The organism is Neobacillus sp. KR4-4 (assembly GCF_042136325.1).
GTDB lineage: Bacteria > Bacillota > Bacilli > Bacillales > Cytobacillaceae > Neobacillus.
In genome coordinates, this window is record NZ_JBHHJU010000018.1 from 1 (window position 1) to 18,336 (window position 18,336).

An 18,336-nucleotide genomic window follows, 5' to 3' on the forward strand; every position below is an offset into this window, starting at 1 on the left:
ACCTTTAACTACTTTAGCAGCATAAGAACTTATAGATTCTTAGAAACACTTTCGAGTTTCCCAAAAGGAAAGACTCCAATAAATAATAAGAAAAAGTGATTGTTAGTTTTACAGTTATCGAATGTTGGCTTATTCGTAGGATTTCAAACATGTACGGAGTACCAGGTTTGTTCCACAAAAGGGCTTAGACCCATCCCGTTAGCATAACTGGCCTCCACCCCTTGGATAGGCATGACGAAGGAATGATAGGGCTTTTGACCCGTTGAGACATGGGAGGGTAAGCCTCCAAGGGCGGCGTGGAGCATGTACATCATATGGTAAAATATGGAGTTGTAAACCACTCCTCTATTTCCCCATGCTTTCACGAAGCCTAAAAATCTGAACTCATTTCATTTAATCGTTAACTCTATACCAACGGTAATGAAATCCTGCGAATTAGCGAGCATTCGGGAGAAAATCGTATTTAACTGAGGGAGTGGAAAAAGTCCTTTTGTTCTATTGCACATTTTCCTCGAAGAATGCAATTACGAATAGTAAATGGTTTTTTTATACAAACTATACTTATTACTAGAGGGAGGTCCTGTTTTGCGTGATAATACCAATTTGGCTGTTTTTGTCTTTTTTTCACTTTTAGGCTTTGTAGCAACAATTATTTTTAGCAGTGTCATAATATCTCAAAATAACCAAATTAAATCAAAACTTGAAAACGCAAAGCAAACGTGATTCCTTTCAAGAAAAACTTGAGGGGATTTTTTATGTCATAATATCGTTCAAATGCGTCCTATTCTTCAACTCCCGTAAGCACAACAAGAAATAGTACAGGATGATCGGCGTAAGCAGCGAGCTGCGCGTCATAGAAAAAATGAAATTGTATCCTGAGAAGAGCTGCCGCTAGTAATAAGAGCCGTCCAATGATTAAGGAGAGGCCCCCAATCCAGCGCCCAGGGAACCAAAAATTAGTATTTTCTCTTTCAGGGGATGAGTTTTCTTGTAGTTTATGATGCATAAACACTTCCACCACCAAAACTTTGTTTTAATTGTTTCACTCCTTCTTTTCCCCCTTTAACTTTGATTTTACTTTGGAAGGAACTGCCTCCCTATATTAACTCTTCGATACTGATTTCAAATAATTCGCTTAGCCTAATATTAATTTTATTATTTCAAAAAAATTTATTAACTTGTATATTGTTCATTTAAAAGACATGTGTTACTATTAACTCAAAGCTTAGTTTATCCGATAAACAAACTAAGTTTGTAAAATATTTCTAGATCGTTAACGAATGCAGCAATTCACTTTAACAAGGGTTACCATTTTCTACCCATCTCTGAAAGCGGTTAACGGCTTAAAAAGATTTGAGGGATTCAATTTTTCCAAAAGACGATACTACCAATATCTAGTAATGTAAGCGGATAAGTGATTGGAAATTTTGCTAAAAAGGAGATTTGACTGACATGGCTTTAATGGAATCAACTGTTAAACAAATGAACAAAAACACTCAAAACATTCAACATAACGAATACCATAAGCTCAGCCTTTCTGAACGAATTGGCTACGGTCTTGGGGACTTTGCCCAAAACCTCGTATTTGGTACAGTTGGAGGATTCCTAGCTCTCTATCTGACGACCGTTAATGCCATTGGTACGGCAGCAGCTGGGTTCATCTTCTTGTTTGTCCGTATCGTGAACGTATTCTGGGATCCGATGGTTGGTACCTACGTCGATAAACATACCTTCAAGAACGGAAAATATCGTCCTTGGCTTCTAATTGCAGGGATTCCACTTATTATCTTATCAGCGATGCTCTTTGTTCCAATTCCAGCCATTCGTGGTTCAGTGCCCATCGCCTTTATCACTTACTTTCTGCTCGACTTGGTTTATTCAGTGGTTAACATTCCTTACGGCTCGCTCAATGCTTCACTTACACGTGACCCTGAATCCGTAGATAAAATCACAACTACTCGAATGATGTTGGCTAATATTGCTAACCTCTTGGTTTACACACTGTTTCCAATGTTTGTTCAAATGGCATCCCCATTAGACCGTTCGGCCAAGGACACAGGTTTCTTTGGTCTCAAGATCAACATGGGTACGTATACAGATGCATCTGCAAGTCACGCTTGGTTTGGGGTTTACATGGTTTACATGGTACTTGGTGCTGTGGCGTTGTTCTTCTGCTACCGTCTTACAAAAGAACGCGTGGTCGCAACGGCGAAACAATCGGCAGAAGTGAAAGCGACCGACTTGTTCGTTGAATTGAAGAACAACAAACCACTCGTTATTCTTGGTTTCTTCTTTATGCTTGCTTTCACCTTCATGTTCTTCATGAACACAGTGAATGGCTTCTTTAACCAATACACGGTCAACCACTCAGACTGGATGGGTGCAGTAGGTCTCATCGCCTCCATCCCTGGTATTGCTTTCCCAGTCTTCTGGCCAAAATTAAGGAAGATCTTCGGTAAAAAGGGATTCTTCCATTTCTTCCTTGGTATGTTTGTTGTTGGTGAAATCCTTACTTGGGTATGGTCGTTAGATGGCATGCATGATTCACTCACCCTTGCCTATGTTTCAACCTTCATCAAACAGTGGGGTCTTACTTCCGCAACTGGTTTCATGTGGGCACTCGTTCCCGAAGTTGTCTCTTATGGTGAAATGAAGTCTGGCAAACGTAACGCTGCGATCATCAACGCGATTATGGGTCTCTTCTTCAAGATCGGCTTCACTCTTGGCGGTGCCGTTCCACTTTGGTTCCTTGCTGCCTATGGCTTCGATGGACATGCGGTGAAGCAAACAGCTAGTGCTCTTTCCGGTATCAATATCACAGCTATCTGGATTCCAGCAGTGCTTGCGATCGTTTCAATGATAGTGATGGCTCTTTACCCGCTATCAGATAAAGACGTCGAAGATATCAATAAGCAACTTGATGCAACTCGTGCCAAAACACAAACCCGCTGAATGTGAGTCATAAATAAATGAACAAACCCACTCAGATGAAATGAGTGGGTTTGTTCAATTGATATGATTTCGCCCCTTAAAGCCTTACTAGACTGCTAGGATCCATAGGCGGAGAATTTCCGGCTAATGTATATAGTGGACTCTAAAAAGGAAGATATAACCGGAGATATTCCGCTTAATTGCTCTAAATAAGACAAAATCCATAGATTTGGATCATATAAGCGGAAAAACTTCCTTTATTTTTAAGAAAAAATGGATATTTTTCAGTTTAGACGGAAATTTTCCGTTTATTTTTCAAACACAGTGAAATCAAGATTCAGTTATAACACAGCCTAAAAAAAATACTCACTTTTTGGGAGTCCAAAAAGTGAGTTCTGCTTGTTGATTTCAATCTTAATTGATTAGTGCTTGGTAACATGCATCAATCACACGCATATTTTTTATCATACTTTCTCCGGAATACATGATAGGCGAATCTTCCAATATGGCATTGGAAAAATGCTCGATTTCCGTTAAATATAAATATCCATGAATTCTTTCGATTGTTTCAACTGAATCGTTTTGAATAATTATGATACCTTCGCCGCCATTAATGTCGGGACGGAAAGCTCTCGGGACAATGATTCTGCCTTTTGTTCCGATAATTTCATATTCATTTCTAAAAGCCGTGTCAAAGCTGCAATCAAAAATCGCTTTAACCCCATTTTCAAGCTCTAATATACACACTGCAGACAGATCTACCCCGGTTTCAGAATCCATTTCTCCATGGACTTCTACTGCTGCTGGTTCTGCATCTAAAATAAAACGAATCGCGTGAATACAGTAGCTTCCAATATCGTATAGGCTTCCGCCGCCCTTTTCCTTATCCATTCGAATATTTCCGTCTTTTTGTTCCAGAAGAAAGGAAAAGGATGATCTCATGAGTTTCACTTCTCCGATTTTTCCCGAAGCAATAATTTCCTTAACCCGTTGATGCTGTGGATGAAACTGATACATAAACGCTTCCATGAATTTAACATTGTGTTCACGGCAAACATTGACCATTTCGGTTGCATCTTCAGCATTTAAAGCTGCCGGTTTTTCACAAAGGACATGTTTTCCTTTCTTTGCTGCTTCAATTACCCAATGTTTATGCAAGTGATTGGGAAGGGGGATATAAACAGCATCAATTTCTGGGTCGTTTAACAGTTCCTCATAGCTATTGTATAATTTGGGAATACCGAATTCTAATGCTGTTTCACTTCCACGGCCACTGGAACTTGAGATGGCTGCCACTTCAGCATTTTTGGCTTGAATGATAGCTGGAATTACCTGCGTTCTTGCAATTTCAGCCGTACTTAAAATCCCCCAACGAACTTTTCGCAAGTCCAACCCCTCCTAAAAATATTGTTACGAAATGAATTATTTTTTTTGGTTGGAAACATCCATCCATACGGCAAAAATTAAGATAAGCCCTTTCACAATATATTGCCAAAACGCCTCGATGTTCATCATACTCATACCATTATCAATACTAGTCATGATCAGTGCACCAATTATGGCACCAACAATTTTTCCTTTACCTCCCATCAAGCTGGTACCACCAATAACACAAGCTGCGATGGCATCTAATTCATAGGATGTTCCTGCACTAACAGTGGCTGCATTCAATCGGCTTGTTAGTAATACTCCAGCTACACCGGCCAATGCCCCCATTAAAATAAAAACATATAAAAGATTTCGTTTGATATTGATTCCTGATAGTGCGGCTGCTTCCACATTGCCGCCAATTGCATATGTGAATCGACCAAACGATGTCTTATGTGATACAAATAGAAAGATTCCGGCTAAGACAACAACAATTAACATTGGTAAAGGAATTCCAAGGTAGCGGTTAAGCATATAAGTGACAAATAAAATACAAACGGAATACACCGTGATTTTTCCATAATCAAGAAAGGCAGGAGAAAGATTTAAACCTAAGGATTGCCGTTTAGCTCTTGAGCGTATTTTTGAAATGAACAAAAGAACAACTCCGATGATGGCTAAGATATAACCAACAACATATGGAATAAAGCTGCTTCCAATTTGACCAAAACTGTTGCTTAATGGGGCAATGGTTTGTCCTTTACTGATTCCAATCAAAATTCCACGGAAAATCAACATGCCACCCAATGTAACAATAAACGCAGGTACATTACGAAAAGCAACCCACCAGCCCTGCCATAACCCGATGACAGCACCCACAACAATGGCTGCTAGAACAGCAATTACCGTATTAGAGCCGTGCCATACTTGTAACATGGCTGCAATACCACCTGTTAAACCTACGATTGAACCAACAGACAAATCAATATGACCGGCGACAATAACCAATGTCATTCCAACGGCCAAAACGGACATAACAGCCATTTGGGTAAATAGGTTTGAAAGATTACGTGATGATAAGAATTCACCACCGGTAAAAGCACCAAAGATAATCGCTATCACAACAAGCGCAATGATTAATGTGTAGGATTGAAGATCAAATTTCACTTTAATTCCAGCTGCTTTTTTTACTTGTGGTTGCTTATTTATAGATACTTGACTGTTCACAGCTTTACCCCTCCAGTAGCACGAGCCATTATTTTTTCTTGTGTAGCTTCTTCACGGCTGAATTCTCCCGTGATCTCTCCCTCAGACATGACCAGAATTCGATCAGACATTCCAAGTACTTCCGGCAATTCGGATGAAATGATAACAATTCCTACTCCCTGCTCGGCAAGTTCATTGATAATCTTGTAGATTTCATATTTGGCGCCAACATCAATCCCTCTCGTTGGTTCATCCAAAATAAGAATTTTAGGATCATTTAGAATCCACTTACTTAAAACTACTTTTTGCTGGTTTCCTCCACTTAATTGACTTACCTTTGCCTCAAGGTTTGGTGCTTTTAGCTTCATTCTTCTAGTAATTTCATCTGCTTTTTTAACCTCGAGCGCGCTATCAATCACATTAAGTTTTATCACTTTATTAAGGGCGACTAAGGTAGAGTTCTTCGCAATATCCATTCCAAGAATAAGTCCATATCTTTTTCGATCCTCTGAAACATAGGCTAAACCGGCTTGAATCGCATCGGCGGGTTTTTGGATATTGGTTTCCTTCCCATTGATCACTACCCGGCCCTGCTTTTTACCTGGAAGACCTCCAAATAAACTGGTAAACAGTTCCGTCCGTCCGGCACCCATCAATCCTGAAATACCAAGTATTTCACCTTTTTTCAATTTAAATGAAGCATTATTTATTATCGTTCTGTTTGTATGTTTATCAAAAACTGAATAATCGTCCACCTCTAACACTGTTTCGCCAATCTTGCGCGGCTCATAAGGAAACAATTCAGTGAGTTCTCTTCCAACCATTTTCGCGATAATTTTATCTTCGTTCATCTCTGAAATTGGGTATGTACCGATTGTCTGACCATCGCGAAGGATTGTTATACTATCTGCTAAAGCCATTACTTCCCCAAGCTTATGTGAGATATAAATACATGTAACACCTTTAGATCTTAAGTCCATCAAGATTCCTTTTAATATTTCAACATCGCTTTCTGTCAGGGCGGCTGTCGGCTCATCCAAGATCAAAATATCAGTATTGTGAGTTAAAGCTTTAGTAATCTCGATTAATTGCTGTTTTCCAACCGTTAATTGATTTACCTTGGTTTCAGGATCGATATCCAAACCAATATATTGCAGCCATTTTTGGGCTTCGGTATTAATCTTGTTCCAATCTATTACTTTCCTTCTCATTAAGTCATGACCAAGGAAAATATTTTCCGCTATAGACATTTCTCCCACCAGTGCCAGTTCCTGATAAATAATAGAAACACCGGCTGATTGTGATTCTTTAATCGATTTAAATGAAACTTCTTCTCCACTTATCAAAATTTTGCCGCTATATGTTCCGTTGGGATATACACCGCTTAATATTTTCATTAATGTTGATTTCCCAGCACCATTTTCACCACATAAAGCATGGATCTCTCCTTTACCCACTGAAAATGTTACATTGTCCAACGCTTTAACACCTGGAAACTCTTTCGTAATGCCTTGCATTTGGAGCGCAAAAGCTTCCATACCAAGTAACCTCCTAAATCTATTATTCTTTAATAAGAAGAAGGGGGTTATAGCTCCCCCTATCTTCTTTTTCACAGGATTATTTTTTTTCCGGACGCTCATTTTCTGGAACGTTTTTGTAAACATCCTCATAAGAATGGAAATCATCTTTAATAATGGTGTCAATCACGTTATCCTTATTGACCATAATTGGATCAAGCTTGATAAAAGGAACATCAACTTTCCCGTTATTTACCGTACTGTCTGTACTAACTTTTTCACCTTTAGCAAGTTGAACAGCAACATCAGCACTCTCTGTTGCGATGGTCTTGATTGGCTTGTAAACAGTCATGGTTTGTTTGCCTTCTACAATACGTTGTACTGCCGCCAAGTCTGCATCTTGTCCCGAAATAGCAACTTTTCCATCTAAATGTTGAGCTGCTAAAGCCTGGATTGAACCGCCGGCTGTGCTGTCATTTGAAGCGACAATTGCATCAATTTTATTGTTGTTTGCAGTTAAACCATTTTCAATGATTTTCATTGCTTCATTGGCATCCCAATCTTTTGCCCATTGGTCGCCGATCACTTTAATATCACCTTTATCAACAAGTGGCTTAATGATGTTCATTTGACCGTCTCTGAACATTTTTGCGTTATTATCTGTTGGAGATCCTCCAAGTAGGAAGTAGTTGCCTTTAGGTACTTGTTTAACTAATGCTTCAGCTTGCATTTCCCCTACGCGAACATTATCGAAGGAAACATATGCATCAACATCAGCGTTATTGATTAAACGGTCATATGCTAAAACAGGAATACCTTCTTTTTTAGCTTGGTCAACAACCGGAGATAATGAATCTGAGTTGATCGCAATGACAACAAGAGCATCAATGCCTTGTGAAAGCATATTTTGAATTTGCGATAATTGTTTCGCCTCATCACCGTTTGCGGATTGTACTACAACATCCGCACCAAGTTTGTTTGCCTCCTCAACAAAGATATCTCTATCATGCTGCCATCTTTCCAGTGTTAAGTCTGAAACAGATAAACCAATTTTAATTTTACTGCCTTTGTCTCCACCCTTGTTGCCGCTTACATTTTTGCTGCCAAGATCCTGACCTCCGCAAGCAGCCAGCATTCCGACAAGCATTACTACCAATAAGCTAGTGATAATACCTTTCAACTTCTTCATTTTGTTACCTCCTCAGTTAAATTTTGCTATTTACAAAAATAATATATCATCCCTCCATTAGTTTGTCCATTGAATAAACTAAGTAGTTGGAATTTTTTTATATTTTTCTATTCTTGCTTTCTATTAATTTAGCTCATTTCTCATTTGCCGCCTTATCCACCATATTTAATAAATCATCCATTGTCTTAGCCAACTTACCATTTACGAAAATGGTTGGAGTACCGTTTACTTTCAGTTTGTTAACAAGATCCATATCCTTTTGCCAAGCAGCATCTGCCTTTTTCGCAGTAAAATATTGAACAACCTTATTTACATCCTCATCACTGACAATTTCTTTTAATATCTCCGTAAGGAATTTTTTGTCATATATATCCATTTTTTCATATTTGCTGTCCTTAGGTTGTTTTTGATAAAGAAGATCATGGAATTTCCAAAATGTCTCACTTCCCAGTACAGCATAAACGGATTAAGCAAATTTTGCCGCTCGAGTCGAATCAGGATAAATAAAGGAATAATTTATAAAGTATAATTTCACTTCTCCCTTATCTACTTTTTGTTTAATGGTTGGTACTACCTTTTCATTAAACATTTTGCAGTATGGGCATTTATAATCTCCAAACTCAATAATCGAAACGGATGCTGAACTTTTTCCTACGTAAGGCTGATTTGTATAGTCAATCTGTGCTGAACTTTTTCCTTTGTAGGCCTCAACTTTTGGACCTGCCGTATTTTGGCTTTTATGAGGAGCTAGAAAAATAAAGCCCATAATGATGACTGCCACTAAACCGACTATCCAGAATATAATCTTCGCAGAAGTATTGTTAGAACCTTTTTTTTGATTAGCCATTTTCGAACACCTCAACTGCCTGGGCTTCCATTCTAATAAAATACATGAAATGAATCAGCTATTGGAAGAGAAGCTGCCAATAGCTGATTCATCGACGTTAATGCTAGATTTGCTGCGAATTAATAGTTTTTAAGATAGGAGAATACTGCATTTATAGGACTAGCTGCGTTTGCTGATCCGTTGGTTGCGATTAAGCCGACCTTTGGATTGGCCAATGACATTGGAGCGGTACCCAGTAATGAAACAAGAAAATAGGGGTCATTTACATATTCATTGAGAAAATCATGCCCAAGAACAACATTTTCGAAATTTCCGTTTTTATCCGGAACAACAATTTTAGTGATTATACAGCCATAATTAATGGCTGTCACTTCAATACCATGATCGTTTTGTATCGTAAACGAAAAGATCGTCTGGCTGCCAAGTTCACCTATGTACTCTTGTGTGACATTCATTTTCATCTTCCTTCCGTCTTCAAAATCTATTAATTTTAGTCCCTAAATAATAAAGACCCGCCAAGTGGCGGGTTCATTGAGATTTAATAAGAAAACTAAACAATTAGGCATATTTAGAATCAGCATGCCGCGTTCTTTCCCCACGATATATGGGTGCTCACCCTTTTCTAAAAAAGTGCTGGAGTAATATGCTCCCAGCACTTTTCTACATAATTTCAATTAAACTGTTACAGATGAAAGTGTTTCTAATAAGTATTGGTTAACGATTGCTTTGAGTCGTTCCGTTCTGCCAGATGTATTCTTAATTTCATTTAATTGGAGGGCATATGCTTCAAGCTCGCGGAAGTTGGTTTTTCCTTCGACGATATCCAAGCCAATGCCATTAGTATAGCTGCTGTAGCGTTCTTCGATGAAGCTATCTAAAGCTTTGTCTTCAATTAATTTATTGGCAACCTTTAAGCCGATGGCAAATGCATCCATACCAGCGATGTGTGCATGGAAAAGATCATCTGCTTCAAATGATCCACGTCTTACTTTTGCATCGAAGTTCAAGCCGCCTTTTCCTAAGCCGCCATTTTTTAGAATTTCATACATGGCTAATGTGTTAGTGTAAAGGTCAGTTGGGAACTCATCTGTATCCCATCCAAGCAATGTATCACCTTGGTTGGCATCGACTGAACCAAGCATTCCATTGATACGAGCTGTTCTTAACTCATGCTCAAATGTGTGGCCGGCCAAAGTTGCGTGGTTTGCTTCAATGTTGAACTTGAAATAATCTGTTAGGTCATATTTTTGCAAGAATGCCAAACCAGTTGCTACATCGAAATCATATTGATGTTTGGTAGGCTCTTTTGGTTTTGGCTCAATTAAGAACGGAACGTCCAAGCCGATTTCTTTCGCATAATCTACTGCCATATGGAAGAAACGTGCTAAGTTGTCTTGTTCCAGTTTCATATCTGTATTGAGAAGTGTTTCATAACCTTCACGGCCGCCCCAGAATACATAGTTTTCAGAGCCAAGTTCTTTAGCCACTTCCAGCGCTTTTTTCACTTTCGCTGCAGAGTATGCAAATACATCGGCATTTGGAGAAGTTGCAGCACCATGAACATAGCGTGGGTTCGTGAACATATTCGCCGTGTTCCAAAGCAATTTCGTCTTGCTTGTTTTCATGTATTCCTTGATCATGGCAACAATAACATCTTGGTTTTCATTTGTTTCTTTTAATGTGCTTCCTTCTGGAGCGATATCAATGTCATGGAATGCAAAGAAAGGAACATTTAATTTTTCAAAAAATTCGAATGCTGCTTCGACACGTGCTTTTGCTAAATCTAAGCCTTGAAAATGATCCCAAGGACGATTGGCAGTTCCCACTCCAAACGGATCTGTTCCGTCAGCTGTGAAGGTGTGCCAGTAGGCAATAGAAAAACGAAGAATTTCCTCCATACTTTTGCCGTTGATTTTTTCTTCAGGATTATAAAACTTAAATGCGAAAGGATTTTTTGATGAAGCCCCTTCAAATTGGATTTTATTCACTGTTTCAAAATAAGCCATCCATGATTCCTCCTAGTTTGTGTATGTGTACGAGTGTACAAGAAGGTATTGAAACTATTTACCTTTGATAATCGAATCATAGCATGATACACTTAATTTGTCTATTTGACAAACTAAGTGTACTAATTTTTTTTGAAAAAGACTGACTGTTTTTTACAAACACCCTATGCTATGCCTAATACCTGCTATTAAGATGTAAGTGAGTTTGCAGGTCTTTTCGCTTCTTCAAGCCAAAAGATCTAGTTTAGGCATGCATTTGTAAGTTTGTGTAATAAATAAACAAAGTTTTGTGTTAAAATTGATTTACTACTAAATAAGGAGTTTTTTTATAAAGTGGGAACCATGACATGGAATCATCAAACGGTAAAAAGAAATAACAAAGCCCTTGTATTACAAATGATTATTGAAAAAGAGCCCATATCAAGAGCTGATATTGCTCAAATAACAGGGTTGAATAAAGCAACAGTGTCTTCTTCCGTAAATGAGTTATTGGAACAGGAACTTATTTACGAATCCGGCACCGGGGAATCCAGCGGTGGCCGGCGACCTGTGATCCTGCATTTTAACAAGACGGTCGGATATGCCATTGGCATTGATATCGGTGTGAATTACATTCTATGCGTGATGACGGATTTAAAAGGGAATATTTTGTTAGAGAAACATGAAAGCGTTAACCGAACCCCCTACCCTGCGATTATAAGCAAAATCCAACATATGATTGGGTCGATCATGGATGAGATGCCTAACAGCAGGTATGGAATCGTTGGGATTGGTGTCGCTGTGCCAGGAATCGTGAACACAAATGGAACGGTCCTGCTAGCTCCAAACTTAGGCTGGACCAACATTGGATTAAAAAAGGACCTTGAGGACTTATACCATGTTCCCGTAATCATTGAAAATGAGGCGAATGCTGGGGCGATTGGTGAACAACAATTCGGTGCGGGTCAAGATTATCAGAACATCATCTATATAAGTGCTGGAATCGGAATCGGTGTTGGAATCATCATAAACAAAGAATTATATCAAGGAAAAAATGGGTTCTCCGGTGAAATGGGTCATATCATTATTGATCTCAACGGAAAGCCTTGCAGCTGTGGGAGCAGAGGCTGTTGGGAAGCATATGCCTCTGAAAATGCCCTTCTGGAAAATCCCGGCTTTGATTCACTTGAGACATTGATTCAGTCGGCTGAGGGTCGTAATGAAATGGCCAAGAGTCACTTTGAAAAAATCGGTAAATACCTTGGTTATGGAATTAATAATATTATTAACACCTTTAACCCCGATCAGGTCATCATCGGCAATCGATTAGCGCTGGCAAAAGAATGGATGGAGCCGCCAATTCGGACTACGATTGAAAAACACACTCTTACGCTCCATCAAAAGGGGCTGCACTTGGATTTTTCACGGCTTGGAAAATATTCAAGCGCATTAGGTGTTTCTGCTTTTGTTGTTGAGAACTTTATTAAAGCCGAATAAAAAGAAGCCAGTCCCCTGCTGCGGGGAGAAAATGCCTAAATGCCACAGGGACGGTTCTAGCACAAGAACCGTCCCCATGGTCCCACTCCTCGTCACCCATGATCAAGCATTTTGTATTGGGCTTTCACTAATTCATAATAGATTCCTTGTTTAGCCATGAGATGTTCATGATTTCCCTGCTCCAGGATATGTCCGTGATCAAGAACCAGGATGTTGTCGGCTTCCCGGATGGTTGATAACCTGTGGGCAATCATAATGGCGGTTCTTCCTTTTAATAACGTTCTTAATGCCTTTTGAATCTTGACCTCTGATTCCGTGTCAATACTGGCGGTGGCTTCATCCAAAATGAGAATTTTTGGCCCAGCGAGAAGGGCCCTGGCGAAAGAAAGGAGCTGACGCTCACCCACCGACAAGATATTGCCCCGCTCTTCCACCTCGGTTTGATAGCCATTCGCAAGCTGGTTAATAAACGAATCGGCACCTACTACCTTCGCGGCAGCGATCACTTCCTCGTCACTGGCTCCCGGATTTCCAAAACGAATATTTTCCATAATCGTTCCTGAAAAGATAAACGTGTCCTGCAGGACCACACCTATTTGCGAGCGCAGACCCGCAATCGACAATTCATGAATAGGGTGACCATCGATTTTGACCACACCCGAGGTAGCATCATAGAAGCGGCTGACCAAGTTAGCAATGGTCGTCTTTCCGGAGCCCGTATGGCCGACAAGCGCAACCGTCTCTCCCGCTTTTATCGAAAAAGAAATACCGTTTAACGCCTTTCTTGATCCATCATAGGAAAATTCCACATCCTCAAACTCAATCTGCCCTTTAATAGAAGAGAGAATCATAGGTTTAGGGGCCTCCGACACCAGCGGTCTTTCATCTAAAAACTCAAAAATCCGCTCCGAAGAGGCCATTCCGATCAACAGCTGATTATACAGCTGGCCAAGTCGTGAAATCGGCTCCCAGAACATCCCTAAATAAAAGGCAAAGGAGACAAATTCCCCGATTGTACTTTCACCACCCGAAACAAGAAATGCCCCGTACCAGATGAGAATGGCTGTCCCCAATGCATTGGTGACCTCGACAAACGGTCCAAACATGGCATTTTTATGGACTGCTTGTTTCCACGTTTCAAAGTTTTCCTGGTTGACTCCCTTAAAAAATTGAATGTTTTCTTTTTCCTGGGTAAAGGCCTGCGTGACGCGGATGCCTTGAATGCTTTCATTTAAATGGGAATTGAGTTTCGACTGAACGAGCCGAACTGATTGCCACTGCAGCCGAATCTTTTTTCGCAGGCTGGTGGAGATGAAAAACATGATCGGCAAAATTACCATAATCGCAATCGTTAATTTGGCATTCAAAGAAAATAAGATAATAATAACCGACAGCAATAGGAGAAAATCGGTTAATAGATTAATCACACCGCTTGTAAACAGCTCCTGCAGGGAATTAATATCATTCATAATCCGCACAAGAATCGACCCGCCCGAACGCTGGTCGAAGAACCTGTGTGATAAGGACTGTACATGTGTAAACAAATGCTGCCGCAAATCATAAATGACATTTTGCCCAAGCTTATTCATCCAGCGGATTCTTAGCAAATTGACAAAATAGGATAAAACATACAACCCTGAAATGATGAAAATCAGTTGGAGCAATAAGGTGGTATCTTTTTCAACAATCGCCTTGTCAAGGGTATAGACGCCAATTAAAATCGGAATGATTAAACGGATGGCGGTTGAAATGATCACTGTCATAAACGAAAGGGGCAGTAAATTTTTTGTATAAGGCTTTAAGTATTGCAGCAAGCGCCACATCTGCTGCCAGTTAAATGATTTATCTATCACTTCATCCTGAGAGTAATGAAACCGCTCGAGGATGAGTTGTTTCTTTCGTTGGTCCTCCATGTTTCACTTATCCTCCCGCCTTTTGCAAAATTGCTGCCTGATCCTGATATTGGATATTGTAGATACGCCGGTACGCTCCACCATGGGCGAGCAGCTGTTCATGTGTGCCGCGTTCGATGATCCTTCCCTGATCCAGCACCAAAATTTCATCGGCATGCTTTAGTGAAGAAATACGATGGGCAATAATAAACGTCGTTCTCCCCTTCATGACTTCTCGAAGGGCCTTTTGAATATGAAATTCCGTTTCCATATCGACCGCGCTAGTGGAATCATCTAAGATGAGAATCGCCGGATTCATGCAAATGGCACGCGCAATCGCAATCCGCTGTTTTTGCCCCCCGGAGAGCCCCATTCCCCGTTCCCCCAGCTTCGTGTCATATCCATCAGGCAGCTCCATAATAAAATCATGAGCCTGGGCCCGTTTAGCCGCATCGATAATTTCCTCCAGCGCCGCATCTGGTCTTCCGTACGCTATATTGGCCTTGATCGTGGATGAAAACAGAAAGGTTTCCTGTAAGACAACGCCAATTTGCGAACGCAGCATTTTCAATCCGTATTCCTGAATCGGTTGATCATCAATCACAATCGTTCCTGCCGTCGGTTCATAAAAACGGGACAGAAGCTGAATCATACTGGTTTTCCCAGAACCTGTTGCACCAATAAGCCCAATCGTTGTTCCGGGAGGCGCGGAAAAGGTGATTTCCTTAAGCGCAGCCGCCTCTTCCGATTGATAGTGGAACGTGACCTGATCGAAGTGCACCTTTCCTTCCAATCTGCCGCTATTTCTGATGTCATCGCTATCCATAATCGATTCATCTGCCTCCAATACTTCAAGAAGCCTTTCGCCGGAAGCTTTTGCTTGTGAGAACATATTGATGGTGAATCCCAGGTTCATAATCGGCCAAATAATATACCAAACAAGACTGTAAAAGGCGACAAGCTCCCCGGGCTTTAACGCTCCATTGATCACTTGAAATCCGCCATAGGCCAGCAAGGCGACAACGGAAATATTGCCGATCAGCTCCATCAACGGAAAATATTTCGACCATACCACCGACGTAGCCAGCTGCTTGGTCCTGTACTCCTGATTGGAGGAGTTAAAGCGCTTTGTTTCCTCCTTTTCTTTTGACAGGGCTTTAACCGTATGGATCCCGTTAATATTTTCCTGCACCATGGTATTTAAGCGGCCGAACGATTCGCGAATCCCACGGAACGCCGGGTGGACGGCTCGATCGAACTTATAAACCACCACACTTAAAAAAGGCAGGGACATCATCGTGACCAAAGTCAAGGAAACGGAATAATAGAACATCACACAAAGACTGGTCCCCACGACAATGACAAAGCGAAGGACCTCGCTAAAGCCGAAGGATACAAAAAAACGAAAACCTTCCACATCCGCGGTCAAGCGGGACATTAAATCCCCTGTCTTTGCGTTATCGTAATAGCTGAAGGATAGCCGCTGCAGCTTTTCATATAGAGCATTTCGGAGCAGGTACACGGATTTAATACCAAACATATCTGCCAAATAATGCTGAATGAAAGTAGAGAAGGCTTTTACCCCCATGATCACGATAAATCCCAAGGCAATCCACGGCACCCAGTCATACTTCCGCCCAAGTACGACATCATCAATAGTCACCTGCAAAATGACCGGATAGATGACGGTAATCGCAGCGACAAGCAGCATAAAGAGCAGCGACCAGATAAAATCCTTTTTAAAAGGAAGATAAAACGACTTCAACTTTTTAAAAACGAACATTTTTTCCTCCTTATGTAACCTGAAAATTTACATACCTTACATTTATATAGATTAAAGTGAGAAATATTTCGAAAATCGTTAGGTTATCTAAATTTTTGAAAACCTCCACCCCCTTTCGTGTCATAAACCGGCATTCATGTAAGCCTTTCCAATAGTTTAGCAGTACGATTCCCTCCCTCCTATTGGCAAAACCATAGATTCATTGGTTAAAATAAAGTCTTTTGCTCGCAAAAAAAAAAAAACGTACCACCCTTCAACGTGGTGGCACGTTTCTTCTATTAATATTATTTATGGCTCTTTAGTCAATGCCTGATCGGCCAGCAAAAGCGCCCCTGTAATCCCGGCATCATTGCCTAAACCAGGGCTTACAATATATTCTGACAGCTCCGGCAATGAAACATACTCACGGAGAAACTCCTTCAAATGCTGGTAGATCGACGGGAATACCTGTTTCTGGTTCATGACGCCGCCGCCCAGGATAATCTTTTTTGGCGAAAGAATCAAAATATATTGCATCAGTGCCTGGGCGATATAGTAGCCTTCTAATTCCCATACTTCATTTCTATCCTCTAACTCTATTCCTTTTTGCCCCCAGCGGCCTTCAATGGCAGGACCGGCCGCCAATCCTTCCAGACAATCACCATGGTACGGGCATCGCCCCTGATAGGGATCCTTCGGATGACGCCTAACCAAAATATGCCCCATTTCCGGATGAGACTGCCCTTGAAGCATCTGCCCCTGAACGAGTGCACCTGCTCCAATTCCTGTTCCAACCGTTATATACAAACAGCTATCCATCCCTTTGGCTGCGCCAAAAGTCGCCTCGCCTAACGCGGCGGCATTCACATCCGTATGAAATCCGATGGGAACCCCAAATTCATCCTCAAACCCTTGCACAAACGGATAATCCTTCCAACCTGGTTTTGGGGTAGACGTGATGTGCCCGTATGTGGGACTTTCCCGGTTAACATCAATCGGACCAAACGACCCAATTCCAATCGCTTCAATCGGATATTTTTTAAAAAATTCAATGACCTTCGGAATCGTTTCATCCGGGGTAGTGGTCGGGATTTGGATTCGGTCCACAATCGTTCCCTTTTTGTCTCCAACAGCACAAACAAATTTTGTTCCGCCAGCTTCAATTCCACCAAGCATTCGCAGCTCCTCCTAATCTATAATTCTTCAAACCGGCCTGTGTCCTTGAGGAAATGAAACAATGCCCCGATTAAGTTGGCATCATTTTCAAATTGACAGGCTTGTACTTCTATTCGCAAAGTTGAAATGTCGTCCCTTAACCTCATCAATTCCTGATTGATCCCGTCAATCACTTCCTGCCGCTTGCTAATGCCGCCGCCAATGAGGATTTTTTGCGGGTCCAAGGCATAGGTTAAATTATAAATTCCGATCGCAAGCCGTTTATAAAAATCTGCAATACTCTCCTTGGCAATCGGGTCCCCTTCTTCGGCCAAACGAAATACTTCTTCTCCGTTCAACGTTCCTTTTGCCAGTGACTTTCTCCTGATGACCTCCTCCACTAAAGCATGGGTCGAGGCGGTCTTGCTCCAGGTTTGATCAAGCGGATTTTTAGACTGTGCTCCCATAATCATGTAACCGAACTCCCCGCCGTGGAGCGAAGCCCCGCGTAAGATTGATTGGTTAATGACGATACTGCCGCCAATTCCGGTACCTATGACAATACAAATATAGTATTCCGTGCCTTTTGCTGCACCTAACCATCCTTCCGCCAAAGCGGCGCAATTGGCATCGTTTTCTATCGATACCGGGAAACCCGTTCGTTCCCTTATGAGGTCAGTCATACAAACTCCATGTATATACGGAATTGCACTGGCACCGCCAATAAACCCCGTTTTAACATTTACCGCACCGGGTGAACTTAAAGCAACGCCTTGCAATTCAAATGAATTCGAATATTCTTTTGTTACTTGGCTAAGTTTCTGCAAGAAACTTTCTAATCCTTCACAAGGAGTCGGAAACTTCCCACTTTCTAGTTTCTTTCCTTCTTGATCCATCACAGCATATTTAATATAGGTGCCGCCCACATCGAATACCATGTACGCTTTCAACCGACTCACCTCAATTTCGTCCTCTGCCCATTTCATG

Annotated in this window: 14 protein-coding genes and 1 pseudogene; 3 read left to right on the forward strand and 12 right to left on the reverse strand. The window is 41.0% G+C overall.

Annotation, left to right across the window (positions count from 1 at the left end):
* Window positions 1-585 precede the first annotated feature (585 nt).
* Window positions 586-723 carry a hypothetical protein gene (locus tag ACE198_RS17570; RefSeq protein WP_186328945.1) on the forward strand — a complete coding sequence of 46 codons (138 nt, stop codon included), beginning with the start codon at window positions 586-588 and terminating at the stop codon, window positions 721-723.
* Window positions 724-781: 58 nt separating this feature from the next.
* On the opposite strand, the gene ACE198_RS17575 is transcribed toward ACE198_RS17570, so the two are convergent.
* Window positions 782-1,006, reverse strand: coding sequence for a hypothetical protein (locus ACE198_RS17575; protein ID WP_375376454.1), 225 nt, complete (start codon window positions 1,004-1,006; stop codon window positions 782-784).
* A gap of 446 nt (window positions 1,007-1,452) precedes the next feature.
* Between ACE198_RS17575 and ACE198_RS17580 the strand changes: the two genes are divergently transcribed.
* Window positions 1,453-2,952, forward strand: a complete 1,500-nt coding sequence (locus ACE198_RS17580; RefSeq protein ID WP_375376455.1) for an MFS transporter — start codon at window positions 1,453-1,455, stop codon at window positions 2,950-2,952.
* A 393-nt stretch (window positions 2,953-3,345) separates the two neighbouring features.
* On the opposite strand, the gene ACE198_RS17585 is transcribed toward ACE198_RS17580, so the two are convergent.
* The 7 genes and pseudogenes from ACE198_RS17585 to xylA form a co-directional block, all read right to left on the reverse strand.
* On the reverse strand, window positions 3,346-4,317 hold the full coding sequence (locus ACE198_RS17585) for a Gfo/Idh/MocA family protein (RefSeq protein WP_375376456.1): 972 nt from the start codon (window positions 4,315-4,317) through the stop codon (window positions 3,346-3,348).
* Between the two features lie 36 nt (window positions 4,318-4,353).
* The gene (locus ACE198_RS17590) at window positions 4,354-5,526 is read right to left on the reverse strand and encodes a sugar ABC transporter permease (protein ID WP_375376457.1); all 1,173 of its coding nucleotides are present in this window, start codon (window positions 5,524-5,526) and stop codon (window positions 4,354-4,356) included.
* A complete protein-coding gene (locus ACE198_RS17595; protein WP_375376458.1) occupies window positions 5,523-7,043 on the reverse strand; it encodes a xylose ABC transporter ATP-binding protein in 1,521 nt (506 codons plus the stop codon). Before ACE198_RS17595 ends, ACE198_RS17590 begins: the two co-directional genes overlap by 4 nt.
* Before the next feature lie 79 nt (window positions 7,044-7,122).
* Entirely contained in the window at window positions 7,123-8,211 is a 1,089-nt protein-coding gene (gene xylF / locus ACE198_RS17600; RefSeq protein ID WP_375376459.1) for a D-xylose ABC transporter substrate-binding protein, read from the reverse strand.
* A 133-nt stretch (window positions 8,212-8,344) separates the two neighbouring features.
* Window positions 8,345-9,058, reverse strand: a pseudogene (locus tag ACE198_RS17605) (DsbA family protein).
* Window positions 9,059-9,177: 119 nt separating this feature from the next.
* Window positions 9,178-9,513: an aldose epimerase family protein gene (locus ACE198_RS17610; RefSeq protein ID WP_375376460.1), complete on the reverse strand. Its 336-nt coding sequence runs from the start codon at window positions 9,511-9,513 to the stop codon at window positions 9,178-9,180.
* A gap of 219 nt (window positions 9,514-9,732) precedes the next feature.
* Window positions 9,733-11,064 carry a xylose isomerase gene (xylA, locus tag ACE198_RS17615; RefSeq protein WP_375376461.1) on the reverse strand — a complete coding sequence of 444 codons (1,332 nt, stop codon included), beginning with the start codon at window positions 11,062-11,064 and terminating at the stop codon, window positions 9,733-9,735.
* Window positions 11,065-11,406: 342 nt separating this feature from the next.
* Here xylA and ACE198_RS17620 point away from each other — a divergent pair, with 342 nt between their 5' ends.
* On the forward strand, window positions 11,407-12,540 hold the full coding sequence (locus ACE198_RS17620) for an ROK family protein (RefSeq protein ID WP_375376528.1): 1,134 nt from the start codon (window positions 11,407-11,409) through the stop codon (window positions 12,538-12,540).
* A gap of 92 nt (window positions 12,541-12,632) precedes the next feature.
* On the opposite strand, the gene ACE198_RS17625 is transcribed toward ACE198_RS17620, so the two are convergent.
* The 4 genes from ACE198_RS17625 to ACE198_RS17640 form a co-directional block, all read right to left on the reverse strand.
* Window positions 12,633-14,453, reverse strand: a complete 1,821-nt coding sequence (locus ACE198_RS17625) for an ABC transporter ATP-binding protein (RefSeq protein ID WP_375376462.1) — start codon at window positions 14,451-14,453, stop codon at window positions 12,633-12,635.
* 7 nt (window positions 14,454-14,460) lie between these two features.
* Window positions 14,461-16,215: an ABC transporter ATP-binding protein gene (locus ACE198_RS17630; protein WP_375376463.1), complete on the reverse strand. Its 1,755-nt coding sequence runs from the start codon at window positions 16,213-16,215 to the stop codon at window positions 14,461-14,463.
* Window positions 16,216-16,503: 288 nt separating this feature from the next.
* Window positions 16,504-17,370 (reverse strand): ROK family protein, encoded by an 867-nt coding sequence (locus tag ACE198_RS17635; protein ID WP_375376464.1) that lies wholly within the window; start codon window positions 17,368-17,370, stop codon window positions 16,504-16,506.
* Window positions 17,371-17,387: 17 nt separating this feature from the next.
* Window positions 17,388-18,335 (reverse strand): ROK family protein, encoded by a 948-nt coding sequence (locus ACE198_RS17640; RefSeq protein ID WP_375376465.1) that lies wholly within the window; start codon window positions 18,333-18,335, stop codon window positions 17,388-17,390.
* Between the last annotated feature and the right edge of the window lies 1 nt (window position 18,336).

What these genes read in the sequence shown, in the direction of transcription:
- ACE198_RS17630 (WP_375376463.1), bottom strand. Translation starts at nt 16,215, where the DNA reads ATGTTCGTTTTTAAAAAGTTGAAGTCGTTTTATCTTCCTTTTAAAAAG.
- ACE198_RS17620 (WP_375376528.1), top strand. Translation starts at nt 11,407, where the DNA reads ATGACATGGAATCATCAAACGGTAAAAAGAAATAACAAAGCCCTTGTA.
- ACE198_RS17595 (WP_375376458.1), bottom strand. Translation starts at nt 7,043, where the DNA reads ATGGAAGCTTTTGCGCTCCAAATGCAAGGCATTACGAAAGAGTTTCCA.
- ACE198_RS17610 (WP_375376460.1), bottom strand. Translation starts at nt 9,513, where the DNA reads ATGAATGTCACACAAGAGTACATAGGTGAACTTGGCAGCCAGACGATC.
- xylF (WP_375376459.1), bottom strand. Translation starts at nt 8,211, where the DNA reads ATGAAGAAGTTGAAAGGTATTATCACTAGCTTATTGGTAGTAATGCTT.
- ACE198_RS17625 (WP_375376462.1), bottom strand. Translation starts at nt 14,453, where the DNA reads ATGGAGGACCAACGAAAGAAACAACTCATCCTCGAGCGGTTTCATTAC.
- ACE198_RS17580 (WP_375376455.1), top strand. Translation starts at nt 1,453, where the DNA reads ATGGCTTTAATGGAATCAACTGTTAAACAAATGAACAAAAACACTCAA.
- ACE198_RS17640 (WP_375376465.1), bottom strand. Translation starts at nt 18,335, where the DNA reads ATGAAATGGGCAGAGGACGAAATTGAGGTGAGTCGGTTGAAAGCGTAC.
- ACE198_RS17635 (WP_375376464.1), bottom strand. Translation starts at nt 17,370, where the DNA reads ATGCTTGGTGGAATTGAAGCTGGCGGAACAAAATTTGTTTGTGCTGTT.
- xylA (WP_375376461.1), bottom strand. Translation starts at nt 11,064, where the DNA reads ATGGCTTATTTTGAAACAGTGAATAAAATCCAATTTGAAGGGGCTTCA.
- ACE198_RS17575 (WP_375376454.1), bottom strand. Translation starts at nt 1,006, where the DNA reads ATGCATCATAAACTACAAGAAAACTCATCCCCTGAAAGAGAAAATACT.